Source organism: Burkholderia sp. BCC1988, from assembly GCF_905339895.1.
Taxonomy (GTDB): Bacteria; Pseudomonadota; Gammaproteobacteria; order Burkholderiales; family Burkholderiaceae; genus Burkholderia.
The window spans coordinates 38,792-65,634 of record NZ_CAJPHA010000006.1; the positions used below are offsets into that span (position 1 = coordinate 38,792).

Consider the following 26,843-nt stretch of genomic DNA (forward strand, 5'->3'; position numbering starts at 1 on the left):
TGGTGTGGATGAACGGTTATAGGGCGAAAGCGTCGTGGCGGGTTACGCGTGGGACGCCGGGCAGGACTTGGCTTCGCCGCCGGGCATCGGAATGAAGCCCGTGACTTCGAGGCCGTAGCCGGACATGCTGCCCAGCTTGCGCGGATTCGACAGCACCTGCATCCTGGCGACGCCGACATCGCGCAGGATCTGCGCGCCGATGCCGAACGTCTTGAAATCGACCGGCCGGCGCTTCAGCGCAGCAGCCTTTTCTTCCTCGTCGAACGCCTTGAAGACGTCGATCAGATGTTCCTTCGTGTCGCCGCAGTTGAGCAGCACGATCACGCCGAGGTCGCGTTCCGCGATGTCGCGCATCGCCGCGTCGAGCGTCCACGAGTGCGTCGAGACGCCCGTCTCGAGCAGGTCGAGGACCGACAGCGGCTCGTGCACGCGCACGGGCGTATCGACGTCGGGCGACGGCGTGCCGCGCACCAGCGCGATGTGCGGCGAGCCGCTCGGCTGGTCGCGGTACAGCACCGCGCGGAACGTGCCGTGCGCGGTCTGCATCGTGCGCTCGGCGATCCGCTCGATGATCGATTCGGTGCGGCTGCGGTACTGGATCAGGTCCGCGATCGTGCCGATCTTCAGGCCGTGTTCCTTCGCGAACTCGAGCAGGTCGGGCAGGCGCGCCATCGTGCCGTCGTCCTTGATGACCTCGCAGATCACCGCGGCCGGCGTGAGCCCGGCGAGCGCGGTGAAGTCGCAGCCGGCCTCGGTGTGGCCGGCGCGCACGAGCACGCCGCCCGGCTGCGCCATGATCGGGAACACGTGGCCCGGCTGCACGATGTGCTCGGGACGGACGTCGTGCGCGACCGCCGTGGCGATCGTGTGCGCGCGGTCGGCGGCCGAGATGCCGGTCGTCACGCCTTCGGCCGCTTCGATGCTGACCGTGAACGCGGTGCCGTACTGGGTGCCGTTGCGGTAGGTCATCAGCGGCAGGTGCAACTGCTTGCAGCGTTCCTGCGTCAACGTCAGACAAATCAGGCCGCGGCCGTACTTGGCCATGAAGTTGATCGCTTCCGGCGTGACGAATTCGGCGGCGATCACGAGGTCGCCTTCGTTTTCGCGGTCTTCTTCGTCGACCAGGATCACCATCCGGCCGGCTTTCAACTCCGCGATGATGTCGAGCGTGGAGGCGAGCGTCATAAGGGGGCGAGAAAGAGGAAAGTGCGTATTTTACGCCAGCCGGACCGCGTTTCGGCTGGCACCGGCTGCGCGCGGCCGGCGAGCGCGCCGAAACGCGGTGCGACCGGCCTGCGAGGCGGGCCTGCCCGGGCCGCCGCGGCCCGCCCGATGTCAGGCAGCCGCAGGCTGGCCGGGACCCGGCCGTGCGTCACGCGTGATCGTTGCGGCCGCCGAGGTAGTCGAGCTTGCCGAGTTCGACGCCGCTGTGACGCAGGATGTCGTACGCCGTCGTCACGTGGAAGAAGAAGTTGGGCAGCACGAAGTTCAGCAGGTACGACTGCCCGGTGAACTCGATCGGACCGACACGCATCTTGAGCACGACCTGGCGTGCTTCGCTGCCGTCGATCTGCGCGGCGTCGAAGCCTTTCAGGTAGTCGATCGTCTTCTGGATGCGCGCATGCAGTTCGTCGAACGTCTGCTCGACGTCGGGGAAGCTCGGGATGTCGACGCCGGCGAGCCGCGCGGCGCAACCCTTGGCCGTGTCGGTCGCGATGTACACCTGGCGGACGAGCGGCAGCATGTCCGGATAGAGGCGTGCGCCGATGAACACCGACGGGTCGATCTGCTTCTCGGCCGCGTGCGCCTGCGCCTTGCCGAGGATGTGCTGCAGGTTGGTCAGGCCGCGGATCAGGACGGGCAGCGAAGCCTGGTACATCGAGATGGACATGGGGACGACTCCTGGAGGAAAAGGGGCAGCCGGTACGCGGCGCACCGTGCGTCGCGGCGCCGAAAACGCTGCCGTTGCATCTTAGCGCGACGGGATGGCGCGTGCGCGTCGTTGGCCATCAGGCCAGGTGCCGCGCCGAGCCGCCGGCCGCCAATCCCTGCCCAGGGGGCGGAACCGCCGGATCAGTCCTGATGCACGCCCTGCGATGCCGACATCATCCGCTCGACATACCGCGCGATCATGTCGATTTCGAGATTGACCTTGTCGCCGGCCTTCACGTGACGCAGCGTCGTGACATCGACCGTATGCGGGATCAGGTTGATCGAGAATTCGCAGCCGTCGGCGCGATCGTCGACCGTGTTGACGGTCAGGCTCACGCCGTTGACCGTGATCGAGCCCTTGTACGCCAGATAGCGGCCGAGCTCGCGCGGTGCGACGATGCGCAGCTCGTGCGACTCGCCGACCGGCGCGAAGCGCGTCACGGTACCGAGGCCGTCGACGTGGCCCGACACGATGTGCCCGCCGAGGCGGTCGTGCGCGCGCAGCGCCTTCTCGAGGTTCACTTCGCCCGGTTGCGCGAGGCCGACCGTGCGGTTCAGGCTTTCGCGCGACACGTCGACGTCGAATCCGGTGCCGGTCTTGGCGATCACCGTCATGCACGCACCCTGGATCGCGATGCTGTCGCCGAGCGCGACATCGGCGAGGTCGAGCCCGCCGGCCTGGACGGTCAGCCGCACGCCCGCGTCGGGCGACGCGCCGAGCGGGGTGATCGATTCGATGCGGCCGACGGCCGCGACAATTCCGGTAAACATCGTGACGGCTCCGTTCAATGCGTGGCAGGGGGCGGCGCGACACGCGCCAGGATCCGCAGATCGTCGCCGATCCGCTCGACGCTGTGGAACGCGAGCCGCGTGCGGGCGTCGAGGCTCGCCGGTGCGGCGAGGTCGAACATGCCGGCCGCGTCGCTGCCGAGCAGGCTCGGCGCGAGATAGACCAGCAGCTCGTCGACGCACTGCTCGCGCAGCAGCGAGCCGTTCAGCTTGTGGCCGGCCTCGACGTGCAACTCGTTGACGCCGCGCGCGCCGAGCGCCGCCAGCATCGCGGGCAGGTCGACCTTGCCGTGCGCATTCGCGAGCGGCACGATTTCCGCGCCGCGCGACTTCAGCACGTTCGCGCGCACTTCGCCGGCGGCATCGAGCCGGCCGCAGAAGATCAGCAACGGCGCGCCCTCGAGCAGGCGCGCATCGAGCGGCAGGTCGAGGCGGCTGTCGACCAGCACGCGCTGCGGCTGGCGCGGCGTGTCGATGCCGCGCACGGTCAGGAGCGGGTTGTCCTCGCGTACGGTGCCGATCCCGGTGAGGATCGCGCACGCGCGCGCGCGCCATGCGTGGCCGTCGAGGCGCGCGGCCTCGCCGGTGATCCACTGGCTTTCGCCGGACGGCAGCGCGGTGCGTGCATCGAGCGACGCGGCCGTCTTCATCCGCACCCACGGGCGGCCGCGCGTCATCCGCGACACGAAGCCGATGTTCAGTTCGCCCGCTTCATGCGCGAGCAGCCCGCAGCGCACGTCGATGCCCGCGTCGCGCAGCATCCCGAGGCCGCGGCCCGACACCTGCGGATTCGGGTCTTCCATCGCCGCGACGACCTTCGCGACGCGCGCGTCGATCAGCGCGTTCGCGCACGGCGGCGTGCGGCCGAAGTGGCTGCACGGCTCGAGCGTCACGTACACGGTGGCGCCGGCGACGTCGTGGCCGCGCGCGCGCGCGTCCTTCAGCGCCTGCACTTCCGCGTGGTCCTGGCCGGCCGGCTGCGTGAAGCCTTCGCCGATCACGTCGCCGTCCTTGACGATCACGCAGCCGACGCGCGGGTTCGGCGCGGTCGTATACATGCCGCGCGCCGCGAGCGTCAGCGCGCGCTGCATGTGGGCGAAATCGGTATCCGAGAACATGCGTGCGGACCCGGGTCAGGCGGCCAGCGCCGCGAACGCGCGGCGCGCGGCCGCGAGCGTCGCGTCGATCACCGCGTCGTCGTGCGTGCTCGACACGAAGCCGGCCTCGTACGCGGACGGCGCGAAGTACACGCCTTCGTCCAGCATCAGGTGGAAGAAGCGGTTGAAGCGCTCGGTGTCGCTCTTCGTGACTTCCGCGAAGCTGGTCGGCACGCGCTCGGCGAAGTACAGGCCGAACATCGCGCCGATCGAGTCGGCCGCGAACGGCACGCCGGCCGCGCGCGCTTCGGCCGCGAGGCCGTCGGCGAGGCGCTTCGTCTGCGCGGTGAGCGCGTCGTAGAAGCCGGGCGCCTGGATCAGCTGCAGCGTCTTCAGGCCCGCGGCGACCGCGATCGGGTTGCCCGACAGCGTGCCGGCCTGGTACACGCCGCCGAGCGGCGCGAGGTGGGCCATGATGTCGCGGCGGCCGCCGAACGCGGCAGCCGGCATCCCGCCGCCGATCACCTTGCCGAGGCAGGTGAGGTCGGCCGCGATCCCGTAGTACGCCTGCGCGCCGCCGAGCGCGACGCGGAAGCCGCACATCACTTCGTCGAAGATCAGCACGGCGCCGTGCTTCGTGCACAGCGCGCGCAGCGCGTTCAGGAACTCGGGCGTGCCGCGCACGAGGTTCATGTTGCCCGCGACGGGCTCGACGATCACCGCGGCGATCTCGTCGCCGAACGCGCCGAACGCTTCTTCCAGCGCGGCGACGTTGTTGTATTCGAGGACGGTCGTGTGCTTCGCGATGTCGGCGGGCACGCCGGCCGACGTCGGGTTGCCGAACGTCAGCAGGCCCGAGCCGGCCTTGACCAGCAGGCTGTCCGCGTGGCCGTGGTAGCAGCCCTCGAACTTGACGATGCGGCTGCGGCCCGTGAAGCCGCGCGCGAGACGCAGCGCGCTCATCGTGGCCTCGGTGCCGCTCGACACCATCCGCACCTGCTCGATCGACGGCACCAGCTTGCAGATTTCCTCGGCGATCTCGATTTCCGCTTCGGTCGGCGCGCCGAACGAGAAGCCGTCGGCGAGCACGCTCTGCACGGCCGACAGCACTTCCGGATGGACGTGGCCGACGATCATCGGGCCCCACGAGCCGATGTAGTCGATGTACTGCTTGCCGTCGGCATCCCAGAAGTACGGGCCTTGCGCGCGCGACACGAAGCGCGGCGTGCCGCCGACCGAACGGAAGGCGCGCACCGGCGAGTTGACGCCGCCCGGGATGGTCTTCTGGGCGCGTTCGAAGAGGATCTGATTGTTGGACATGTGCGAAACCTGCGAGAGAAGGGCGCGGGGGCCTGTGCACGGGCCGCGGCGCCTGAGCGGAACGATCGTCTGATTGTACCGGAGACGCGCCCGGCGGGCCCGCGGCCCGGTATGCGGCCTTTGCGCGCGTGGGAGATTGGCCGGCGCGAACGGCGCGCGGCCGATCCGGCCCGTTTATCGTGGCGACCGGCGCTTGCCGGTCAGCTCGGCCCAGCGCTTCTCGAGCGGGCCTTCGACCATCGGCTTGATCGACGTGCCGGAGGACTGCGCGTCCCAGGTCTGCACCGAGTACGGATGCGCGCGCAGCGCGTCGCGCGGGATCACGACGTCCTGGTGGGCGTCGACCAGCCAGTCGTAGACGAAATCGATGCACAGCCGGTAGCCGCGCTTCGTCGCCGGGTCGGGCACCTCGTAGGGCGCGCGCGTCACGTAGCCCGAGCCGAACACGCCCTTCGGCGCCTGCGCGACGCGGTGCAGGAACACACGGTCGCCCGGCAGGATGCCGCGCGCGAAGCCGCAGCCCCACACGTCGTGCACGGCCTCGCCGGCCTTCACGCGCGCGGCGACGTCGGGCAGCTCGGGCCACGGCCATTTCTTGGGGCTCCAGATCAGCAGGAAGGCGGTCATCGGGTCGGTCGTGCGTCGGATTGATCAGACAAGAGAGGCGGGGAGCAGCAAGCTTAATCGAATCCGCGCGCGGTCTGCCGCGACGCCGGTCATGCGCGCGTGTTCCAGCCTGGCGCGGCAGACCGCGCGCGGCACGCGAAAAAGTTGCGCGTACAATCATGTGCTTGAACGCGCCGCTTGCGGCGTAGCCTCCCGTCTTCACCGCCACGCGTGCCTCGATGCGCGCGGGCCTCCATTGCGGATACCCATGTCCCACGTCGTCCGGCGCCGGCCCGATGCCCGGCTGATCCTGTTGCTCGGTGCGCTCGCCGCCTGCGGGCCGATCGCCACCGACATGTACCTGCCGAGCCTGCCGTCGATCGCCGACGGCTTCTCCGTGAGCCCCGGCGCCGCGCAGCGCACGCTGACGAGCTTCATGGCCGGCTTCTCGATCGGCATGCTGCTGTACGGTCCGCTGTCCGACACGTGGGGCCGCCGGCCCGTGCTGCTCGGCGGCATCGCGCTGTTCACGCTCGCGAGTGTCGGCTGCTTCGTGTCGGGCTCGATCGACATGCTGATCCTCGTGCGCTTCCTGCAGGCGCTCGGCGCGGGCGCCGCGTCGGTGCTCGCCCGTGCGATCGCGCGCGACGCGCACGAGCCTACCGATGCGGCGAAGGTACTGTCGATGGTCGCGATCGTCACCGCGGTCGGGCCGCTGCTCGCGCCGCTGATCGGCGGCCAGATCCTGCGCTTCGCCGGCTGGCGCGGCGTGTTCGTCGTGCTGGCCGCGTTCGGTGCGCTGTGCGCGGCGACCGCGTACCTGCGCGTGCCCGAAACCTGGCCGAAGGAGCGGCGCAAGAGCACGGCCGTGCTCGCGTCGTTCGCGTCGTACGGGCGCATCCTGTCCGATCCGGTCGCATGGGGACACATGCTGTGCGGCGGGATGGCGTTCGCGTCGATGTTCTCGTACATCACCGCGACGCCGTTCGTGTACATCGAGTATTTCCACGTGTCGCCGCAGCATTACGGGCTGCTGTTCGGCCTGAATGTCGTCGGCATCATGATCGGCAACTTCGCGAACACGCGGCTCGTCGGCCGCATCGGCTCGCTGCGGATCATCGCGGCCGCGTCGCTCGTGAGCTGCGTCGCGTCGCTCGCGGTCGCATTCGTCGCGCTGACGGGGCTGGGCGGGCTGTGGTCGATCGTCGTGTGCCTGTTCTTCGTCGTCGGCGTGGTCGGGATCCTGTCCGCGAACTGCACGACCGACCTGATGCACCGCTATCCGCACAACGCGGGTGCGTCGGCGGCCGTGTTCGGCGCGATGCAGCTCGCGCTCGGCGCGCTCGCGAGCGTCGCGATCGGCGCACTCGCCGACGGCACGCCGTTCGCGATGGGCGTGACGATCGGCGTCTGCGGTGTGCTGTGTTTCGTCGGGCGTTACCTCGTGCTGCGCTGGCATGGCCGGCCGGTGAAAGCGGGGGCTTGAGCGGTGCGGGAGGATCGGCCTCACCTGGAGCGGTCTGACGAGCGATTATCGAGTCGATAGCTGCGCTTCGGGTTGATGACAAACCGTTTGACCTGAGCGTCGAGTTCCTTGCTGTGGTACAGGTCCAGGCATTTCAAAAAATCGAACCCGACGCCTTTGATTTCGGATTCGACGATCGGATTGCGATAGTCGCGTGCAAGAAAACGATTGACCAGCGATTTGCCCGCGTCGGGATTCCGTTCCAGATCGAAGTACGTCCAGTCCATCAGCGCACTCGCGCTGCTTCCCGCGTCCATCGCAGCGGACGGTTCATTCCGATAAGCAGTCGCGACACACTCGGCGAGCACCATGTCCTTGTAATTCTGGGCGTAGGTTCGGGCGCTGGCTTGTGGCGACGATGTCGTATCTGTTGCATGGCCCGATTGTGCCGCCAACGTCAGTGCCAAAAATATCACACGCTGGAGCAGCGGATTTTGTCTCATGGCAGCCTCCAGACGCGTGCACAGATCCAACACATCGCCTAAAAAAAACCGGTCTATTTGGCGAGGTACGATCAGCGCGGCAGACTTTCCAAGCGCTGATTGTTCCACTCTCCATCCAAAATAGCCTGATAGAGCATGCCTAGAGTCAGTGGCACTTTGTCATATTTTTCTCGGCGTTTTCTGGAGAAAGCCATCCGCGCCACTTCAATCAAGCTGAAGCCCTCTCCTGAGAAGTAGCGATTGAACTCAAAATCGCCAACCTGCACCGGAAACCTGTCGAAGAAGCTCTCCATAAACTCGATCGCATCGTCGCCAGTGATATCCAAATCACCCTCGACGGCATGACCTTTTGTGAGAATTTTTTGGGGACTAACACCGGTCTCCCTTCTCACAAAATCCTCAAACTCGTTCCATGTAAATTGGCTCATCAGAACACCTTGTCCTCCGGCTTGACAAGCGCGGATGGTCGCATCACGCGGAGCGAAGGAAGTTACCGAGCCTGGGCAACTGCTGACAATTGGACTTGTTCGAAAATGGGGGCGTGTACGAACGTATGACGTCACGCGCAGCCCTCGGCAGACGGCATCGTCGATGCCTGCCGGGCCGCTGTGGTGCGGGGGGGTACCGCACATGCGAAACACCCCGAACGCCGGGCTTGAATCCAGCATTCGGGGTGTCGTGTATCGACGGCGTTTCGCCGAAGCGTCAATCCCGCGCGACGTCCTTCGCCGCCGGCGACGCGCCGTGGCTCAGCCAGTCGAGCACGTCGGCCGTTTCGTCGTCGCTCGCCCGCGCGCGCGCCTGCGCGACGGCCTCCGGCAGCTCGCCGTTGGTCGACGCGCGACGGATCGCGACGCCGACCGCGAGGATGTCGATCATCAGCAGATGCAGGATCCGCGAGATCATCGACAGCTGCGATTCGCGCATCTCGATGTGATCGGTCTCGAGCGCGACGGTCGCGCGCTTCGCGAGCGGCGTGTTGCTCGACGTGATCGCGATCACCTTCGCGCCGGCCTGCATCGCGACCTCCAGCACGCGCAGCAGCTCCGGCGCGCGCCCCGACTTCGACACCGCGACGATCACGTCGCCCTTGCCGAGCAGCGCGGCCGATGCGGCCTGCATGTACAGGTCGCCGTACGCGATCGTCGGGATTCCGAAGCGGAAGAACTTGTAGTGCGCGTCCTGCGCGACGATGTTCGAGTTGCCGAGCCCGTAGAACTCGATGCGGCGCGCGCCGTTCAGGATCTCGATCGCGTTCTCGACGTGCTCGAAGTTCAGGTGTTCGCGCAGCTGCAGGATCGCGGACACCGTGTTGTCGAGCACCTTCGCGCCGAAGTCGGTGGCCGTGTCGCCGAGATGGACCTGGCTGTGGCTCATCGGAATCGTGCCGGTGAGGCCGGTCGCGAGCTTCAGCTTGAAGTCCGACAGCCCCTGGCAGCCGAGCGAGCGGCAGAAGCGGATCACCGTCGGCTGGCTCACGTCCGCCTTGCGCGCGATGTCGACGATCGGGTCGTTGATGATCGAGCGCGGATGGTTCAGCGCGAGATCGGCGACGCGGCGCTCGGCCGGCGTCAGCGCGTCGCGCATCTGGCGGATCCGCTCGAACACGGCCGACGACGCACCGCCCGAACGGTTCGACAGCTGCTCCGCGAGGATCGCCGATACCCCGAGGAACGCCGGATATTCGGCGGTGATCAGGTAGGTCGGGATGTTCTGGAGATACTGCGTGAAGCGGCCCTTCGCCTCGAAGCGTGCGCGGAACGACGAGCGCGTGAACAGTTCGCCGAGCTTCAGCGCGACGCCGCCGCCGATGTACACGCCGCCGAGCGCGCCGAGCGTCAGCGCGACGCTGCCCGCGAACGCGCCGAGGATCCCGCAGAAGCATTCGACCGTCTCGAGCGCGAGCGCGTCGCCCGCATGCGCGCGTTCGACGATCTCGGCCGTGTCGACGGTCGCGGCGACGCGCTTCTTGTCGCGCGCGGCGAGCGCACGATAGATGATCTCGATGCCGGGCCCCGCGCACACGCGCTCGAACGACACGTGCGGAAACTTCTTGCGCGCGTACTGCAGCACGAGATCCTCGCGCTCGTCCTGCGGCGCGAACGACGCGTGACCGCCTTCGCTGCCGAGCGCGATCCAGCGGTCGTCCGCCGGAATCAGGCCGGACACGCCGAGCCCGGTGCCGGGCCCGAGCAGCCCGATCACGCTGTTCTGGCGGCGCGCGCCGCCGCCGATCTGCACGCGCTGCGCATCGGTCAGGCCCGGCAGCGCCATCGCGAGCGCGGTGAAGTCGTTGACGACGAGCAGCGTGTCGAAGCCGAGCGCGCGACGCGTCGCCTCGATCGAGAAGCTCCAGTCGTGATTGGTCATCGTCACCTGGTCGCCGTCGACCGGGTTCGCGATCGCGATCGCCGCGTGGTTCACGCGGCTGATCTTCACGTCCTTCAGATACTTGCGGATCGCGTCGGTGAGCGTCGGGTAGTCGGCGCCGGGATAGACGCGGATCTGCGTGATCTCGCCGGGGCCGGTTTCCAGCGCGAATCGCGCGTTGGTGCCGCCGACGTCCGCGAGCAGGCGCGGGCCGTCGGCATGCTGGCCCGCGACGACAGCCTTACTTTGCGCACCAGTAGACATCGAGCTGGGTCCCCTTGTCGTTGGCCAGTTGGGAAATCGCGTTCTTCTGCAGCGTCGCGGCCGCGGCGTCGAGGACGTCGCGCTTGCGGCTGCCCGCGATCAACAGGAACAGCCGGTCGACGCGCTTCAGCGCATCGAGCGAAAAGCTCACGCGCGCATGCGGCGCGGCGCCGGGATGCACGGCGACGAAGCGCTCGGGCGTCGTGATCGCATGGTCCCATTCGGGCGCGTCCGCGAAGATCGACGCCGTGTGGCCGTCCTCGCCCATGCCGAGCACCGCGACGTTCGGCACGCGGTAGTCGGCGTTGGCGTTGAGCGCGGCGACGTGCGCATCGAGCGATGCGCGCGTGTCGACGAGCGGCAGGAAGCGGGCAGGGGCCGCCGCGTGCTGCAGCAGCGTGTCGCGCACGAGCTGCGCGTTGCTGGCCGCATCGTTCTCCGGCACCCAGCGGTCGTCGACCAGCGTGACGTCGACGCCGGCCCAGTCGAGCGCTGCGTGCGACAGCGTGTGCAGGAACGGGCGCGGGCTCGTGCCGCCGGACACCGCGAGCGTCGGGCGCGCGGGGCCGGCGAGCGCGGCGCGCAGCGCATCGCCGACGGCGCGCGCGAGCGCTTCGCTTTGCGCTTCCTGGGTGTCGAAAGCGTGGATCTCGATCACATCTCCTCCGGACTGCTTTGTCTGTTCAATTCGTGCGAATCGTGGGGCACGTTGCCGCGCGCTGGCGCGCACGACAACGGTTTGCATCAGTTTTCTTCTTCGAGCCAGCAGGTGCCGTGCTGCGCGAGCATCGCGCTCGCCGCGGCCGGCCCCCACGTGCCTGCCGCGTACGGCTTCGGCGGCTTCAGCGAGCGTGCCCATTCGTTCAGGATCGGCTCGACCCAGCGCCACGCGGCTTCCTGCTCGTCACGACGCACGAAGAGGGCGAGGCGGCCGTTGATCACGTCGAGCAGCAGGCGCTGGTACGCCTCCATCTGCCCTTCCTTGAAGAACTGGTCGAACGCGAGGTCGAGGTGCACGCTCGCGAGGTTCATCCCTTCGCCGGGCTGCTTCGCGAGGCAGTACAGACGAATCGTCTCGTTCGGCTGCAGCCGGATCACGAGGCGGTTCGAACCGGGGCGCAGCGCGGTCGGGCCCAGCGCCGAGTGCGGCACCGGCCGGAAGTTCACGACGATCTCCGCGACGCGGTCGGCCAGACGCTTGCCGGTGCGCAGGAAGAACGGCACGCCGGCCCAGCGCCAGTTCTCGATCTCCACCTTCAGCGCGACGAAGGTTTCGGTCGGGCTGTCGGGTTTCACGCCGGGCTCGGTGGCATAGGCCGGCACCTGTGCGCCCTTGATCACGCCCGCATGATACTGGCCGCGCACCGCGACCTTGCCGATGTCGCGCGGATCGATGGGCTTCAGCGCACGCAGCACGCGCAGCTTCTCGTCGCGCACCGCGTCGGAATCCATCGAGTGCGGCGGCTCCATCGCGACGATCGACAGCAGCTGCAGCAGGTGGTTCTGCACCATGTCGCGCAGTGCGCCCGTATTGTCGTAGAAATCGCCGCGCGCCTCGACGCCGAGCTCCTCGGCGATCGTGATCTGGATGCTCTCGACCCATTCGCGGCGCCACAGCGGCTCGAACAGCGCATTGCCGAAGCGCAGCGCGAGCAGGTTCTGTACCGGCTCCTTCCCGAGGTAGTGGTCGATCCGGTAGATCTGGTCTTCCGCGAAGATTTCGCCGACCGCGTCGTTGATCGCGTTCGACGATTTCAGGTCGTAGCCGAGCGGCTTCTCGAGCACGATGCGCGCGCCCTCGTTCAGGCCGACCGACGCGAGCGCCTTGCAGATCGGCACGAACAGCGACGGCCCCGTGGCGAGATAGAACACGCGGATGCCGGACAGCTGCGCGACCGCGTCGCGCAGCACGACGTAGTCCTCCGCGCGGCCGAGGTCGAGCTTCACGTATTCGATGCGCTCGAGGAAGGATTTCCACACGCTTTCGTCGAATGCCTTGCCGGCCGCCTTCGCCGCATGCGGCTTCACATGCGTGTCGACCCACTCGAGATAGCCGGCCCGATCCGATTCGTGCCGCGCGACGGCAACGATCCGGCCGCTTTCCGCAAGCATGTTGCCGCGGTGCGCTTCGAACAGCGCGGGCAGGATCTTGCGCATCGACAGGTCGCCGGTGCCGCCGAAAAGTACGAAGGTAAAGCTGGAATCGGTATGCATGTGTCTCCGCCGATTGGGGGTGCTGGGAAGCGATCCGTAGTGCGATAAAAATATTTTTGACACTGAATTGTAGTTTAACTACAATCCGCCGCAAGGGGTAGCACCTGGGCGAAGAAAAAAAGAAGCGCGGTCGATGAACTGCGCGAGCTTCGCCTTCGGGAGCGCCTTGTGCCGAATGTTATCGGACATTGACGGTGCGCATCGTCCGCGCATCGTCGCCCCCGGGCTCGCGCCGCGGCATCGCGGCGGGCCAGAAACACAAAGAGGAGACACGCCGTTGAATCTCGATTCACGCTTTCTGTAAGAGCCCGGCCGGTCATCGGCCCCGTACGCTGCAATGCGTCCCGCGGCTCGATTTCCCCGTCGTTTATCAAGAAGCCGGTTCCCCGTCAGGGAACCTCACGAGTTGATTCAGTCTGGAGGAGATAAGTAATGAAAGTTCGCTCGATCATGGGCGCGCTCTGCGCCGCGGGTCTGATGGCTGGCGCCGCAGCGGCGCAGGCGGCCGAGAACGTAACCGTGCTGCACTGGTGGACCTCGGGCGGCGAGTCGAAGGCCGTCGGCGTGCTGAAGGACGACGTGCAGAAGCAGGGTTACGTGTGGAAGGACTTCGCGGTCGCGGGCGGCGCCGGCGCCGCGGCGATGACCGCGCTGAAGACCAAGGTGATCAGCGGCGACGCACCGTCGGCCGCGCAGATCAAGGGCCCGCTGATCCAGGACTGGGCCGACCAGGGCGTGCTCGTCAACATCGATTCCGCCGCCGGCGACTGGAAGCAGAACCTGCCGCCGGAAATCGACAAGATCATCAAGTACAAGGGCCACACCGTCGCCGCGCCGTTCTCGGTGCACCGCGTGAACTGGCTCTATATCAACAAGGCCGCGCTCGACAAGGTCGGGGCGAAGGTGCCGACCACCTGGCCCGAATTCTTCGCGGTGGCCGACAAGCTGAAGGCTGCCGGCATCCAGCCGGTCGCGATGGGCGGCCAGCCGTGGCAGGACCTGACGCTGTGGGAAGACGTCGTGCTGTCGCAGGGTCCGGCGTTCTACAGGAAGGCGCTCGTCGATCTCGACCAGGCCACGCTGACGTCGCCGCAGATGCTGTCGGTGTTCGACACGGTCCGCAAGATCCAGGGCTACTTCGACACGGGCCGCAACGGCCGCGACTGGAACCTCGCGACCGCGATGGTGATCAACGGCAAGGCCGGCATGCAGTTCATGGGCGACTGGGCGAAGGGCGAGTTCGAGAACGCCGGCAAGAAGGCGGGCAAGGACTACATCTGCGCGGCGGTGCCGGGCACCGCGAATTCGTACACGTTCAACGTCGACTCGTTCGTGTTCTTCCAGCAGAAGGGGCAGAAGGACGCGACGCCGGGCCAGGTCGCACTCGCGAAGACGATCATGACGCCGGACTTCCAGGAGCAGTTCAGCCTGCTGAAGGGCTCGGTGCCGGTGCGCCTCGGCGTGAAGATGGACAAGTTCGACGACTGCGCGAAGAAGTCGTATGCCGACGAGCAGACCGCGATCAAGTCGGGCGGCTTCGTGCCGTCGCTCGCGCACGGGATGGCGCAGGGCGATGCAACGGCCGGCGCGATCACCGACGTCGTGACGAAGTTCATGAACTCGCAGCAGGATTCGAAGAGCGCGGTCGCCGCGCTCGCGAAGGCCGCGAAGGTGAAGTAAAGCGCGACAGGCGCCCGGCCGGAAACGCAGGATCGGCCGGGCGTTCCTGCATGTGCAGCAAACGGGCTCGCTCGCGGGCCCGTGCCGTACCCGGCGCCGGCCCGGCCTGCGTCACCCTCGTTCCAGGAGTCGAATCAAGTGGCTGCCCCTCTTAGCGGAAACGGATCCGGCGCTGCCGCCGCACGGCGCACGTCGCCGATGTCGGCCTTCGCCGATCGCTGGATTCCGAAGCTCGTGCTCGCGCCGAGCCTCGCGATCGCCGTGGTGTTCATCTACGGCTTCATCCTGATTACCGGCTATCTGTCGCTGACCAATTCGCGGTTGTTGCCGAACTACGAATTCGACGGCTTCGGCCGTTATTCGGATCTGTTCCAGAACGACGTGTGGTGGACCTCCGCCGCGAACCTCGGCTGGTTCGGGATTCCGTTCATCGCGATCTGCGTCGCGCTCGGGCTGTTCCTCGCGATCCTGCTCGACCAGCGGATCCGCAACGAAGGCGCGCTGCGCGCGATCTTCCTGTATCCGATGGCGCTGTCGTTCATCGTCACGGGCACTGCATGGCAGTGGATCCTGAACCCGGGCCTCGGCCTGGAGAAGGTGATGCACGACTGGGGCTGGACGAGCTTCTCGTTCGGCTGGCTCGACGATCCGGACAAGGCGATCTTCTGTATCGTGATCGCCGCCGTGTGGCAGTCGACCGGCTTCGTGATGGCGCTGTTCCTCGCCGGGTTGCGCGGCGTCGACGGCGAGATCTTCAAGGCCGCGCAGGTCGACGGCGCGACGCTGCCGACCATCTACCGCAAGATCGTGATCCCGAGCATGCGCCCGGTGTTCTTCTCGGTGCTGCTGATCCTCTGCCACATCACGATCAAGACCTTCGACCTGGTCGTCGCGCTGACGGCCGGCGGCCCCGGCACGTCGTCGTCGCTGCCGGCCATGTTCATGTACACGTTTTCGTTCAACCGCGGCCAGCTCGGGCTCGGCGCGGCGTCGTCGGTGATGATGCTCGCGACCGTGGTCGCGGTGCTGGTGCCGCTGATGTATATGGAATCGAGGAGCACCCGCAATGCAGCCTAAAGTGACGATCAGCCGGGCAGTGATCTATGCGGCGCTGATCCTGTTCGCGCTGTATTTCCTGTTCCCGATCTATGTGATGCTGTCGACCTCCTTCAAGGACCTCGACCAGCTGCGCACCGGCAACCTGTTGACGCCGCCGACGCACTGGACCTTCGATCCGTGGGTGAAGGCGTGGAGCGGCGCGTGTACCGGCGTGCGCTGCGACGGCATGAAGCCGTTCTTCCTGAACTCGCTGCAGATGGTGATTCCGGCCGTGCTGATCTCGTCGCTGATCGGCGCGTTCAACGGCTACGTGCTCACGCACTGGCGCTTTCGCGGCGCGGATGCGCTGTTCACGATGATGCTGGTCGGCTGCTTCATCCCGTTCCAGGTGATCCTGCTGCCGATGGCGCGCCTGCAGGGGATGCTTGGCCTCGCCAACACGATTCCGGGCCTGGTGTTCGTGCACGTCGTGTACGGCATCGCCTTCACGACGATGTTCTTCCGCAACTTCTACGTGAGCGTGCCGGCCGAGCTCGTGAAGGCCGCGCGCATCGACGGCGCGGGTTTCTTCACGATCTTCACGAAGATCCTGCTGCCGGTGTCGCTGCCGATCTTCATGGTGTGCCTGATCTGGCAATTCACGCAGATCTGGAACGACTTCCTGTTCGGGATCGTGTTCTCCGGCGTCGACTCGATGCCGATCACGGTTGCGCTGAACAACCTCGTCAACACGTCGACGGGCGTGAAGGAATACAACGTCGACATGGCCGGCGCGATCATCGCCGCGCTGCCGACGCTGCTCGTCTACGTGGTCGCCGGCCGCTACTTCGTGCGCGGGCTGACGGCGGGCGCGGTGAAGGGGTAAGCGCGGCTTCATCCGATACGACGAACCGGCCGCGCACGACGCGCGGCGCATCGAAACGAACCCGACGCGGCGCCGTGGCGCCGCGCGAGACGAGACAGAGGATTCACAGCATGGCAAGCCTTTCCATCCGTGACGTGTACAAGACCTACCCGAACGGGGTGCCGGTCCTGAAGGGTGTCGACATCGAGATCGAGGACGGACAGTTCCTGATCCTGGTCGGCGGCTCGGGCTGCGGGAAGTCGACGCTGCTCAACATGATCGCCGGTCTCGAGACCGTGACGAGCGGCGAGATCTGCATCGACGGCAAGGTCGTCAACGACCTGTCGCCGAAGGATCGCGACATCGCGATGGTGTTCCAGTCGTACGCGCTGTACCCGTCGATGACGGTGCGCGAGAACATCTCGTTCGGCCTGAACATCCGCAAGGTGCCGAAGAGCGAGCAGCAGCAGATCGTCGAGCGCGTGTCGGCGATGCTGCAGATCCAGCACCTGCTCGACCGCAAGCCGGGCCAGCTGTCGGGCGGCCAGCGCCAGCGCGTCGCGATGGGCCGTGCACTGGCGCGCGATCCGTCGCTGTTCCTGTTCGACGAGCCGCTGTCGAACCTCGACGCGAAGCTGCGCATCGAGATGCGCGCGGAAATCAAGCTGCTGCACCAGCGCCTCGGCACGACGATCGTCTACGTGACGCACGACCAGATCGAGGCGATGACGCTCGGCGACCGGATCGCGGTGATGAAGGACGGCGTGGTCCAGCAGTTCGGCGCGCCGCAGGAAATCTACGATTCGCCGTCGAACCTGTTCGTCGCGGGCTTCATCGGCGCGCCGCCGATGAACTTCATCAACGGCCGCCTGGTCGAGCAGGGCAGCGGGGTCGCGCTCGAGATCGATACGGGCCTCGCGCGCAGCGCGCTGAACCTGCCGTTCGACGCGAAGCGGATGAACGGCCACGTGGGCCGCGAGGTGATCCTCGGCCTGCGTCCGGAGCGCATCACCGACGCGCGCAATGCGCACCACGGCGAGGCGTCGAAGCTGCAGCCGATCGACGTGCGCGTCGACGTGACCGAGCCGACCGGGCCGGACACGCACGTGTTCGCGCAGGTCAACGGCAAGCGGATCGTGAGCCGCGTGCATCCGGCCGCGAACCCGCAGCCGGGGCAGACGCAGTCGCTGCTGTTCGACGTGTCGAAGGCGGTGCTGTTCGATCCGGCGTCGGAAGAGCGGATCGCGTGAGGCCGCGGTTGCGCTGAATGAAGAAGGGGCCGTCTCGAAGGAGCGGCCCCTTTTGTTTCTGGCGGTGCGTCTGGTGTCGCGGCGGCGATCAGTGCGGCAACCGCACGTCGAACTTGAACGTCGCGAGCCGCGCGACGAGGATGAAGCCGGTCGCGAGCAGTACGCTGTACACCGAGTCGAACTGCAGCCATGCGAGCAGCAGGTAGAACCAGCAACCGACGAACGCGCAGGTCGCGTACGGCCGCGAATCGCGCAGGATCAGCGGGATGTCGTTGCACAGCACGTCGCGGATGATCCCGCCGACCACGCCCGTGATCACGCCCATCATCACCGCGATGAAGCGCGGCATCTCGGCATCGAGCGCGATCGCGGTGCCCGAGATGCTGAAGATGCCGAGCCCGATCGCGTCGGCCACCAGCAGCAGCCGCTCGGCCGACAGCCGCGACAGCATCCGCAACACGAACGGCGCGAACAGCGCGAGCACGAAGATCGCGATCACGTAGTCGTCGTGCACGACCCAGTAGAACGGGCGGCGTTCGAGCAGGATGTCGCGCAGCGTGCCGCCGCCGAATGCGGTGGCGAGTGCGACGACGAACGTGCCGACCGAGTCGAGACGGTTCTTGCGCGCCTCGATGAAGCCCGAGATTGCGAACGCCAGCGTCGCGATCGCCTCCAGTACCGCGATCGCGAGCGTCAGCCTAGGATGCGGCACGCGGCCCCCGATCGGCGGGCGCCGCGAGCGGCTGCAGCAGCACGAGCACCGCGCCCGCGCCGCCGTCGTGGCTGCGCGCCTCGCAGAACGCGATCACTTCTTCCTTCTGCACGAGCCACGCGCGCACCTTGCCTTTCAGCACGGGTTCCTTGCCGATCGAGCCGAGCCCCTTGCCATGGATCACGCGCAGGCAGCGCAGCCCCTTCTTGCCGGCTTCGCGGATGAATTCGGCGAGCGCATCGCGCGCCTCGTCGCGCCGCATCCCGTGCAGGTCGATCTGCGCCTGCACGATCCACGCGCCGCTCCTCAGCTTGCGCACGACGTCGCGACTGATGCCGGGGCGGTGGTAGTACAGCGATTCGTCGCTGTCGAGCAGCGTCTCGGGATCGAATTCGTCGGACAGCGTCGCGTTCAGCACGGCTTCCTCGTCGCGCTGCGTCTGCTTCGGCACCGGGTCGGGCGGCGTACGGCCGGATTTCGCGCGCGGCGGCGCGTTCAGCGGCTGGATCGCGCCGATTTCGTTGCGGAACAGGTTCGCGTCGGCTTCGGCCTTGCGTTCGGCCTTCGCGGTTTCGATGCGCTCGCGGTCGCGGCGATCGGCTTCGCCTTGCAGCGCCTTGCGCAACGCGCCGAGGCCCGCGAGGCCCTGGCCGCGCAATGCGGCCGGATCGGGCGCGGGCGGCGGGGCGGCCGGCGCGGGGTTCGCGGGACGGGCGGCGATCTTCCGCTTCGCGGGATCGCTCGGATGGGGCTGGTTCTTCGCCATGATTCGGTAACCGGGCAGGCGCGTTCGGGCGCGCGGGCACAAAAAAAGCCGCTGCGCGACGGCAGCGGCTTTCCGGTCAAGCCCGCTTCGCGGCAGCGGACGCCATTGTAGCGCCCGGCGCGCGAAGGCTCGACGCTTACTTCTTGTCGTGCAGGCTTTCGAGGTAGCGCTGCGCGTCGAGCGCGGCCATGCAGCCCGTGCCGGCGCTCGTGATCGCCTGGCGGTACACGTTGTCCTGCACATCGCCGGCGGCGAACACGCCCGGCACGCTCGTCGACGTCGCGTTGCCCTGCAGGCCGCTCTTCGTCAGGATGTAGCCGTCCTTCATCTCGAGCTGGCCCTGGAACAGGTCGGTATTCGGCTTGTGGCCGATCGCGACGAACACGCCCTGCACGGTGAGGTCCTGCTTCTCGCCGGTCTTCACGTTCTTGATGCGCAGGCCCGTGACGCCCGAATCCTCGCCCGTCACTTCGTCGAGCACGTGATCCCACTTGATGTCGACGACGCCTTCCTTTTCCTTCTCCAGCAGGCGGTCGATCAGGATCGGCTCGGCGCGGAACTTGTCGCGGCGGTGGATCACCGTGACCTTCTTCGCGATGCCCGTCAGGTAGAGCGCTTCCTCGACCGCCGTGTTGCCGCCGCCGATCACCGCGACTTCCTGGTTGCGGTAGAAGAAGCCGTCGCAGGTCGCGCAGGCCGACACGCCCTTGCCCATGAACAATTCTTCGGACGGCAGGCCGAGATACTGTGCGGATGCGCCGGTCGCGATGATCAGCGAGTCGCACGTGTATTCACCCGAATCGCCGATCAGCCGGATCGGCTTTTCGTGCAGTTTCGCGGTGTGGATGTGGTCGAAGACGATTTCGGTGTTGAAACGCTCGGCGTGCTCGAGGAAGCGCGCCATCAGTTCCGGGCCTTGCACACCCTTCGCGTCCGCCGGCCAGTTTTCGACGTCGGTCGTGGTCATCAGCTGGCCGCCCTGCGCGATGCCGGTGATCAGCACCGGGGACAGGTTGGCGCGAGCCGCATAGACGGCAGCCGTGTAGCCGGCGGGGCCGGAACCGAGAATCAGGACTTTGGCGTGTTTGGGCGTGGACATGTGCGAATCCGTAAAGGGCGGCCGCGGCGGGCGGGGTAAGGCTCGCCGGACGGTCTGGGTTGACCGGGATGCCGTCGTAGATGGGTATCAGACGCGCATTATAAAGGCCCCGTTGCTGCGCTGCCGAACGAGAGTTTCAATCGTGGCGATAGCGTTTCTCGGTGGGGCGCCCGCAGCCGCGGGGCAGGTTGGGCGGGCTGGTCGGGGTGGGGCGCGGGCGGCTGCCGCCAGTGGCGGCGCATTGCCGCGGCCCGGCGTCACGGGCCGACCGGCGGCCGGATCGCATGCGCGGGTATCGGCTTCGGCCGCCCCGACCCTCTTATGTAACCGTCATTTACACTTGGCGCCCCGGTGCAGCGTTTACAATAAGCGCGATCGAACGACAGGCGGGCGCGCGGCCCGTCCTCTTTATACGGATTCATGGCAAAAGCTCCTTATTCCGCCCAGGCACAGGCGTTGCCGCACCGGATGTCGAAGCTCCTCACGGAGATCCGCTGGATTCTCCAGGTCGCGCTCTGCGCTTTTCTGGTGATGGCCCTGTTGAGCTACAGCCGGCGCGATCCGAGCTGGACGCACGCCGCGCAGGTGGACCACATCTCGAACTGGGCCGGCCGCGTCGGCGCGTGGACGGCCGACATCATCCTGCTGCTGTTCGGCCTGTCGGCCTACTGGCTGATCGTGCCGCTCGGGCGGCGCATCGCGGTCAACTACCGGCGCATCACGCGCCACGAGGCGGTCGCCGACGAACCCGAGCGGCCGATCGGCTGGCTCACCGAGATCCTGGCGTTCGTGCTCGTCGTGCTCGCGTGCGACGGCATCGAGGCGCTGCGCATGTGGTCGCTGAAGGTGCAGCTGCCGCGCGCACCGGGCGGCGTGATCGGCGAGGCCGTGGCGGGTGCGATGTCGCACGCGTTCGGCTTCACCGGCGGCACGCTGCTGCTGCTGATCCTGCTCGCGATCGGCCTGTCGCTGTATTTCCGCTTCTCGTGGCTGTCGGTCGCCGAGCGCGTGGGCGGGGCGATCCTGTCCGCCGTCAACGTCGCTAAGCTGCGCCGCGAGGCCGAGCGCGACCGCAAGCTCGGCGAGGCCGCGGCCGTGCGCCGCGAAGGCAAGGTCGAAGAGGAGCGTGTGCGCATCGAGGATCACGAACCCGTGACGATCGTGCCGCCGGTCGTCACGCCGGCGAAGTCCGAGCGCGTCGAGCGCGAGCGCCAGGTGCCGCTCTTCACCGACCTGCCGGGCGATTCGACGCTGCCGCCGGTGTCGCTGCTCGATCCCGCGCCGAAGACGCAGGAAGCGATTTCCGCCGATACGCTCGAATTCACGTCGCGCCTGATCGAGAAGAAGCTGAAGGACTTCGGCGTGGAGGCGAGCGTCGTCGCCGCGTATCCGGGCCCGGTCGTCACGCGCTACGAGATCGAGCCGGCCACCGGCGTGAAGGGCAGCCAGATCGTCAACCTCGCGAAGGATCTCGCGCGTTCGCTTTCGCTCGTGTCGATCCGCGTGGTCGAGACGATCCCCGGCAAGAACTACATGGCGCTCGAGCTGCCGAACCAGCGCCGCCAGACGGTCCACCTGTCCGAGATCATCGGCTCGGAAGTCTATGCGGCCGCGTCGTCGGCGCTGACGCTGAGCCTCGGCAAGGACATCGGCGGCAAGCCGGTATGCGCGGACCTCGCGAAGATGCCGCACCTGCTGGTGGCCGGCACGACCGGTTCGGGCAAGTCGGTCGGGATCAACGCGATGATCCTGTCGCTGCTGTACAAGGCCACCGCCGAGCAGGTGCGCCTGATCCTGATCGATCCGAAGATGCTCGAAATGAGCGTCTACGAAGGCATTCCGCACCTGCTGTGCCCGGTCGTCACCGACATGCGCCAGGCCGGCCATGCGCTGAACTGGACGGTCGCGGAGATGGAGCGCCGCTACAAGCTGATGAGCAAGCTCGGCGTGCGCAACCTCGCGGGCTACAACAACAAGATCGACGACGCGGCGAAGCGTGAGGAAAAGATTCCGAATCCGTTCAGCCTGACGCCGGACGATCCTGAACCGCTCGGCCGCCTGCCGAACATCGTCGTCGTGATCGACGAGCTGGCCGACCTGATGATGGTCGTCGGCAAGAAGGTCGAGGAACTGATCGCGCGGATCGCGCAGAAGGCGCGCGCGGCCGGCATCCACCTGATCCTCGCGACGCAGCGTCCGTCCGTCGACGTGATTACCGGCCTGATCAAGGCGAACGTGCCGACGCGGATCGCGTTCCAGGTGTCGTCGAAGATCGACTCGCGCACGATTCTCGACCAGATGGGCGCCGAGTCGCTGCTCGGGATGGGCGACATGCTGTACCTGCCGCCGGGCACCGGGCTGCCGGTGCGTGTGCACGGCGCATTCGTCGCCGACGACGAAGTGCATCGCGTCGTCGAGAAGCTCAAGGAGCAGGGCGAGCCGAACTACGTCGAGGGGCTGCTCGAAGGCGGCACGGCCGACGGCGACGAGGGCTCGGCCGGCGCGGGAACCGGCGAAGGCGGCGAGGAGTCTGATCCGCTGTACGACCAAGCGGTCGAGATCGTCATCAAGAACCGCCGCGCGTCGATTTCGCTCGTGCAGCGCCATCTGCGGATCGGCTACAACCGTGCGGCGCGGCTGCTCGAACAGATGGAACAATCGGGGCTCGTGTCGGCGATGTCGTCGAGCGGCAACCGCGAAATTCTTGTGCCGGCGCGCGACGCGGAATGAGTCCGCGGCGCCCGCAGCGCCGGCCACCCAGGGAGAAAACCGCAATATGCAGCAACATTCGTTCGCAGTGTCCCTTCGTTCGACGCGGCGCTGGCTCGGCGCGGCGCTCGCCGGCGCATCGCTGATGCTCGCGGCGACGCACGCGTTCGCGGGCGGCACCGAGCAGCTGAAGGCCTTCGTGTCGCAGGTGCGCTCGGCGAAAGGCGATTTCACGCAGCAGATCGTCAAGGCACCGGCCAAGGGCGCGAGCGCCGTGCAGGCCGCGCCGAAGCCGAACGACAATTCGAGCGGCACGTTCGTGTTCTCGCGTCCCGGCAAGTTCATCTGGACGTACCAGAAGCCGTACCAGCAGGTGCTGCAGGCCGACGGCGACAAGCTCTACGTGTACGACCGCGACCTGAACCAGGTCACCGAACGCAAGCTGAACGGCGCGCTGGGCGCGAGCCCGGCCGCGATCCTGTTCGGCAGCAACGATCTCGACAAGAACTACACGCTGCGCGATGCCGGCGAGAAGGGCGGCATCGAGTGGCTCGAGATGCTGCCGAAGGCGCAGGACACGCAATTCCAGCGGATCGGCATCGGCTTCCGCAACGGCACGCTCGCCGCGATGGAATTGCACGACGTATTCGGCAACGTCACGCTGCTCACGTTCACGAACATCCAGACGAACCCGCCGCTGAAGAGCGATACGTTCAAGTTCGTCGTGCCGAAGGGCGCGGACGTGATCAACGGCTGACCGGCACCACGCCGTTTTCCCGACACGGGCCTGCCGGCGACGGCAGGCCCGTGTTGTTTTTTGGGGCGCGGGCATCGGGCGCGGGCATCGGGCGTCGGGATCGGGCGCAAGCACCAGGCGCGGCGGTGCAGTCGCGCGGCTGTCATAATGTCGGGTCCGGCGGCCCGTTCGGCCGCCATCGTTTGATCTGGAGCGAGGGTTCATGTCCGACCTGTTTCAAGTCGAGCCGCGCCGGCCGCTCGCCGAGGCGCTGCGGCCGAAGACGCTCGCCGAGGTGATCGGCCAGACGCATCTGCTGGGCGAAGGCAAGCCGCTGCGGCTCGCGTTCGAATCCGGCAAGCCGCATTCGATGATCCTGTGGGGGCCGCCCGGCGTCGGCAAGACGACGCTCGCGCGCCTCACCGCGCTCGCGTTCGACTGCGAGTTCATCGCGCTGTCCGCGGTGCTCGGCGGCGTGAAGGACATCCGCGAGTCGATGGAGCAGGCGAAGGACACACTGAATCGCACCGGCCGCCACACGATCCTGTTCGTCGACGAAATCCACCGCTTCAACAAGGGGCAGCAGGATGCGCTGCTGCCGTTCGTCGAGTCGGGGCTCGTGACCTTCATCGGCGCGACGACCGAGAACCCGAGCTTCGAAGTCAACTCGGCGCTGCTGTCGCGGGCGCAGGTGTACGTGCTGCAGTCGCTGAACGACGACGAGATGCGTCAGCTGCTCAAGCGCGCGCAGGAAATCGCGCTCGACGGGCTCGCGTTCGACGACAAGGCGATCGATACGCTCATCGGTTATGCGGACGGCGACGCGCGGCGCTTCCTGAACCTGCTCGAGCAGGCGCAGACGGCCGCAGCGTCCGCCAAGGTCACGACCATCGATGCCGAGTTTGTCAGCAGCGCGATGACGCTGAACGCGCGGCGCTTCGACAAGGGCGGCGACAACTTCTACGACCAGATCTCGGCGCTGCACAAGTCGGTGCGCGGTTCGAGCCCGGACGGTGCGCTGTACTGGTTCTGCCGGATGATCGACGGCGGCGCGGATCCGAAATATCTCGCGCGGCGCATCGTGCGGATGGCGTGGGAAGACATCGGCCTCGCCGATCCGCGCGCGCTGCAGGTGGCGAACGACGCGGCCGAGACCTACGAGCGGCTCGGCTCGCCCGAAGGCGAGCTGGCGCTCGGGCAGGCGGTGATCTATCTCGCGTGCGCGGCGAAGAGCAATGCGGGCTACAACGCGTTCAACCAGGCGATGGCGTTCGTGAAGCAGGACAAGTCGCGCGAGGTGCCCGTGCATCTGCGCAATGCGCCGACCAAGCTGATGAAGGAACTCGGCTACGGTCACGCGTATCGCTACGCGCATGACGAGCCGAATGCCTATGCGGCCGGCGAGTCGTATCTTCCGGAAGGGATGCGCGAGCCGCGCTGGTACAAGCCGGTGCCGCGCGGGCTCGAATCGAAGATCGCCGACAAGCTCGCGTGGCTGCGCGAGCTCGACCGCGAGGCCGGCAAGAAGGACTGACCGGCCGCGCGCGGCCCGACGGCCGGCGCTGCCTGGGGCGTGTCAGCGCCGGCGGCCCGGCTGCTTCTTCCAGTACTCGAACGGCTCCTCGTGGCAGTCGATGTCGAGCTCGGCGACCCGTGCGTGCAGGCGCTCCTGCGCATCGGCGATCGCGAGGTTGTAGATTGCCGGCGCGATTTCCTCGACGAAGAAATGCAACAGCGCTCCGGCCTGGATGTTGCCGATCGGCTCGTCCATGTTTTCTGTGAAATAGCGTTGCAGCGACGCGATCGCGCGGTCGCGGACATCCTTGTCCAGTTCGATGGCCATCGGGTTCCCTCGGGTGATGGTGATGCGAAGACGGGTGCGTTGCCCGCCGCGTTGCGCCCGGCCGGGGCGGCTGTCGCGCGCTGCGCCGCGGCGTCGCGCAACGCGCTTCGCCGGCTGCCGGCGCGCAGGCCGGCAATGCGATACTGCCACGCCCGTCGCGCGTTTGCGGCACTGTCCATCCGGCCAATGCCGTGGCGGCCCCGCGGTGCGTTAGAATTCCCGTCTTACACAACGATTTTCCAAGTCCTCCCATGCTCGACATCCAGTTGCTGCGCAAAGACCTCGACGGCGTCGCGAAGCGCCTCGCCGATCGCGGCTACACCCTCGACGTCGCCGCGTTCTCCGCCCTCGAAGCGGAACGCCGTGCGATCCAGACCCGTACCGAAGAGCTTCAGGCGCGCCGCAACAGCCTGTCGAAGCAGATCGGCGCGATGAAGGGGAAGGGCGAGGACACGTCGGCCGTCATGGCCGAAGTCGGCGGGATCGGCGACGAAATGAAGGCGTCGGAGGCCAAGCTCGGCGAGATCCAGACGCGCCTGTCCGACCTGATGCTGGGCATGCCGAACATCGCGCACGAAAGCGTGCCGGTCGGCAAGGACGAAGCCGACAACGTCGAAGTGCGCCGCTGGGGCACGCCGCGCCAGTTCGACTTCGAGGTGAAGGATCACGTCGACGTCGGCACGCCGCTCGGCCTCGATTTCGAAACCGGCGCGAAGCTCGCCGGCGCACGCTTCACGATGCTGCGCGGCTCGATCGCACGCCTGCACCGCGCGCTCGCGCAGTTCATGATCGACACGCACACGCTGCAGCACGGCTACAGCGAGACGTACACGCCGTACATCGTGAATCCCGAGATCCTGTACGGCACGGGCCAGCTGCCGAAGTTCGCGGACGACATGTTCCGCGTCGAGAAGGGCGGCGCTGAAAACACGATCACGCAGTACCTGATCTCCACGTCCGAGATTTCGCTGACGAACACCGTGCGCGAGTCGATCGTCGAAGGCTCCGCGCTGCCGATCAAGCTGACCGCGCATTCGCCGTGCTTCCGCTCGGAAGCCGGTTCGTACGGCCGCGACACGCGCGGGATGATCCGCCAGCACCAGTTCGACAAGGTCGAGATGGTGCAGGTCGTCGCGCCGGACGCGTCGTATGCGGCACTCGACGAGATGGTCGGCCACGCGGAGGCGATCCTGCAGAAGCTCGGCCTGCCGTACCGCGTGATCACGCTGTGCACGGGCGACATGGGCTTCTCGGCCGCGAAGACGTTCGACCTCGAAGTGTGGCTGCCCGCGCAGAACACCTATCGCGAGATCTCGAGCTGCTCGAACACCGAGGCGTTCCAGGCGCGGCGGATGCAGGCGCGTTTCCGCAACGCGCAGGGCAAGCCGGAACTCGTGCATACGCTGAACGGGTCCGGCCTCGCGGTCGGCCGCACGCTCGTCGCGGTGCTGGAGAACTACCAGAATGCCGACGGTTCGGTCACGGTGCCCGAGGCGCTGCGTCCGTACATGGGCGGCATGGAGCGAATCGAAGCGCCTGCGCAGGCGTCGTGAGATCGCTGCGCGATCGGTCTTCGACGGGCTCG

General features: G+C 67.2%; 24 protein-coding genes. 9 read left to right on the top strand and 15 right to left on the bottom strand.

Annotated elements, in window-relative coordinates:
* Positions 1 to 42 precede the first annotated feature (42 nt).
* The 6 genes from ribBA to U4012_RS10155 all read right to left on the bottom strand — a co-directional run bounded on the left by ribBA (position 43) and on the right by U4012_RS10155 (position 5,765).
* Positions 43 to 1,185: a bifunctional 3,4-dihydroxy-2-butanone-4-phosphate synthase/GTP cyclohydrolase II gene (ribBA, locus tag U4012_RS10130; protein WP_044846224.1), complete on the bottom strand. Its 1,143-nt coding sequence runs from the start codon at positions 1,183 to 1,185 to the stop codon at positions 43 to 45.
* 187 nt (positions 1,186 to 1,372) lie between these two features.
* Positions 1,373 to 1,891, bottom strand: a complete 519-nt coding sequence (locus tag U4012_RS10135) for a DUF1993 family protein (RefSeq protein WP_044846223.1) — start codon at positions 1,889 to 1,891, stop codon at positions 1,373 to 1,375.
* 182 nt (positions 1,892 to 2,073) lie between these two features.
* Positions 2,074 to 2,703, bottom strand: coding sequence for a riboflavin synthase (locus U4012_RS10140; protein ID WP_044846222.1), 630 nt, complete (start codon positions 2,701 to 2,703; stop codon positions 2,074 to 2,076).
* A gap of 14 nt (positions 2,704 to 2,717) precedes the next feature.
* The gene (gene ribD / locus U4012_RS10145) at positions 2,718 to 3,839 is read right to left on the bottom strand and encodes a bifunctional diaminohydroxyphosphoribosylaminopyrimidine deaminase/5-amino-6-(5-phosphoribosylamino)uracil reductase RibD (protein WP_124487768.1); all 1,122 of its coding nucleotides are present in this window, start codon (positions 3,837 to 3,839) and stop codon (positions 2,718 to 2,720) included.
* A gap of 15 nt (positions 3,840 to 3,854) precedes the next feature.
* A complete protein-coding gene (gene hemL / locus U4012_RS10150; protein ID WP_044846220.1) occupies positions 3,855 to 5,138 on the bottom strand; it encodes a glutamate-1-semialdehyde 2,1-aminomutase in 1,284 nt (427 codons plus the stop codon).
* A gap of 174 nt (positions 5,139 to 5,312) precedes the next feature.
* Positions 5,313 to 5,765, bottom strand: coding sequence for a hypothetical protein (locus U4012_RS10155; RefSeq protein ID WP_321798217.1), 453 nt, complete (start codon positions 5,763 to 5,765; stop codon positions 5,313 to 5,315).
* A 247-nt stretch (positions 5,766 to 6,012) separates the two neighbouring features.
* Here U4012_RS10155 and U4012_RS10160 point away from each other — a divergent pair, with 247 nt between their 5' ends.
* Positions 6,013 to 7,230: a Bcr/CflA family multidrug efflux MFS transporter gene (locus U4012_RS10160; RefSeq protein ID WP_321798219.1), complete on the top strand. Its 1,218-nt coding sequence runs from the start codon at positions 6,013 to 6,015 to the stop codon at positions 7,228 to 7,230.
* 20 nt (positions 7,231 to 7,250) lie between these two features.
* Here U4012_RS10160 and U4012_RS10165 read toward each other — a convergent pair whose 3' ends face one another.
* From U4012_RS10165 to zwf, 5 genes are all read right to left on the bottom strand, one after another.
* A complete protein-coding gene (locus U4012_RS10165) occupies positions 7,251 to 7,712 on the bottom strand; it encodes a type VI secretion system amidase immunity protein Tai4 (protein WP_321798221.1) in 462 nt (153 codons plus the stop codon).
* A gap of 71 nt (positions 7,713 to 7,783) precedes the next feature.
* Positions 7,784 to 8,380 (bottom strand): DUF1493 family protein, encoded by a 597-nt coding sequence (locus U4012_RS10170; protein ID WP_321798223.1) that lies wholly within the window; start codon positions 8,378 to 8,380, stop codon positions 7,784 to 7,786.
* Positions 8,381 to 8,417: 37 nt separating this feature from the next.
* Entirely contained in the window at positions 8,418 to 10,346 is a 1,929-nt protein-coding gene (locus U4012_RS10175) for a bifunctional transcriptional regulator/glucokinase (RefSeq protein ID WP_124487775.1), read from the bottom strand.
* On the bottom strand, positions 10,324 to 11,004 hold the full coding sequence (gene pgl, locus U4012_RS10180; RefSeq protein WP_321798226.1) for a 6-phosphogluconolactonase: 681 nt from the start codon (positions 11,002 to 11,004) through the stop codon (positions 10,324 to 10,326). The genes U4012_RS10175 and pgl overlap by 23 nt, the downstream gene beginning before the upstream one ends.
* Positions 11,005 to 11,090: 86 nt before the next feature.
* Positions 11,091 to 12,560, bottom strand: coding sequence for a glucose-6-phosphate dehydrogenase (zwf, locus tag U4012_RS10185; RefSeq protein ID WP_124487777.1), 1,470 nt, complete (start codon positions 12,558 to 12,560; stop codon positions 11,091 to 11,093).
* A 432-nt stretch (positions 12,561 to 12,992) separates the two neighbouring features.
* Here zwf and U4012_RS10190 point away from each other — a divergent pair, with 432 nt between their 5' ends.
* From U4012_RS10190 to U4012_RS10205, 4 genes are all read left to right on the top strand, one after another.
* Complete coding sequence (locus U4012_RS10190) at positions 12,993 to 14,240, top strand: ABC transporter substrate-binding protein (protein WP_321798229.1); 1,248 nt, start codon at positions 12,993 to 12,995, stop codon at positions 14,238 to 14,240.
* A gap of 138 nt (positions 14,241 to 14,378) precedes the next feature.
* Positions 14,379 to 15,317, top strand: a complete 939-nt coding sequence (locus tag U4012_RS10195; RefSeq protein ID WP_044846211.1) for a carbohydrate ABC transporter permease — start codon at positions 14,379 to 14,381, stop codon at positions 15,315 to 15,317.
* Complete coding sequence (locus U4012_RS10200) at positions 15,307 to 16,164, top strand: carbohydrate ABC transporter permease (RefSeq protein ID WP_044846210.1); 858 nt, start codon at positions 15,307 to 15,309, stop codon at positions 16,162 to 16,164. The genes U4012_RS10195 and U4012_RS10200 overlap by 11 nt, the downstream gene beginning before the upstream one ends.
* A gap of 110 nt (positions 16,165 to 16,274) precedes the next feature.
* On the top strand, positions 16,275 to 17,393 hold the full coding sequence (locus tag U4012_RS10205; protein ID WP_124521644.1) for an ABC transporter ATP-binding protein: 1,119 nt from the start codon (positions 16,275 to 16,277) through the stop codon (positions 17,391 to 17,393).
* An 88-nt stretch (positions 17,394 to 17,481) separates the two neighbouring features.
* Here U4012_RS10205 and U4012_RS10210 read toward each other — a convergent pair whose 3' ends face one another.
* The 3 genes from U4012_RS10210 to trxB form a co-directional block, all read right to left on the bottom strand.
* Positions 17,482 to 18,105 (bottom strand): trimeric intracellular cation channel family protein, encoded by a 624-nt coding sequence (locus U4012_RS10210; RefSeq protein ID WP_044846208.1) that lies wholly within the window; start codon positions 18,103 to 18,105, stop codon positions 17,482 to 17,484.
* Complete coding sequence (locus U4012_RS10215; RefSeq protein WP_257768098.1) at positions 18,092 to 18,871, bottom strand: Smr/MutS family protein; 780 nt, start codon at positions 18,869 to 18,871, stop codon at positions 18,092 to 18,094. Before U4012_RS10215 ends, U4012_RS10210 begins: the two co-directional genes overlap by 14 nt.
* Positions 18,872 to 19,007: 136 nt before the next feature.
* Complete coding sequence (gene trxB, locus U4012_RS10220) at positions 19,008 to 19,970, bottom strand: thioredoxin-disulfide reductase (RefSeq protein WP_044846206.1); 963 nt, start codon at positions 19,968 to 19,970, stop codon at positions 19,008 to 19,010.
* 420 nt (positions 19,971 to 20,390) lie between these two features.
* Here trxB and U4012_RS10225 point away from each other — a divergent pair, with 420 nt between their 5' ends.
* From U4012_RS10225 to U4012_RS10235, 3 genes are all read left to right on the top strand, one after another.
* The gene (locus U4012_RS10225; RefSeq protein ID WP_044846205.1) at positions 20,391 to 22,700 is read left to right on the top strand and encodes a DNA translocase FtsK; all 2,310 of its coding nucleotides are present in this window, start codon (positions 20,391 to 20,393) and stop codon (positions 22,698 to 22,700) included.
* Positions 22,701 to 22,746: 46 nt separating this feature from the next.
* Entirely contained in the window at positions 22,747 to 23,436 is a 690-nt protein-coding gene (gene lolA, locus U4012_RS10230; RefSeq protein WP_044846204.1) for an outer membrane lipoprotein chaperone LolA, read from the top strand.
* A 202-nt stretch (positions 23,437 to 23,638) separates the two neighbouring features.
* Positions 23,639 to 24,949 carry a replication-associated recombination protein A gene (locus U4012_RS10235; protein ID WP_044849211.1) on the top strand — a complete coding sequence of 437 codons (1,311 nt, stop codon included), beginning with the start codon at positions 23,639 to 23,641 and terminating at the stop codon, positions 24,947 to 24,949.
* A 42-nt stretch (positions 24,950 to 24,991) separates the two neighbouring features.
* Here the strand turns inward: U4012_RS10235 and U4012_RS10240 are convergent, their stop codons facing one another.
* Positions 24,992 to 25,258, bottom strand: a complete 267-nt coding sequence (locus U4012_RS10240; protein WP_124487783.1) for a DUF2164 domain-containing protein — start codon at positions 25,256 to 25,258, stop codon at positions 24,992 to 24,994.
* Between the two features lie 251 nt (positions 25,259 to 25,509).
* Here U4012_RS10240 and serS point away from each other — a divergent pair, with 251 nt between their 5' ends.
* Positions 25,510 to 26,811 (top strand): serine--tRNA ligase, encoded by a 1,302-nt coding sequence (serS, locus tag U4012_RS10245; RefSeq protein ID WP_044849213.1) that lies wholly within the window; start codon positions 25,510 to 25,512, stop codon positions 26,809 to 26,811.
* Positions 26,812 to 26,843 lie beyond the last annotated feature (32 nt).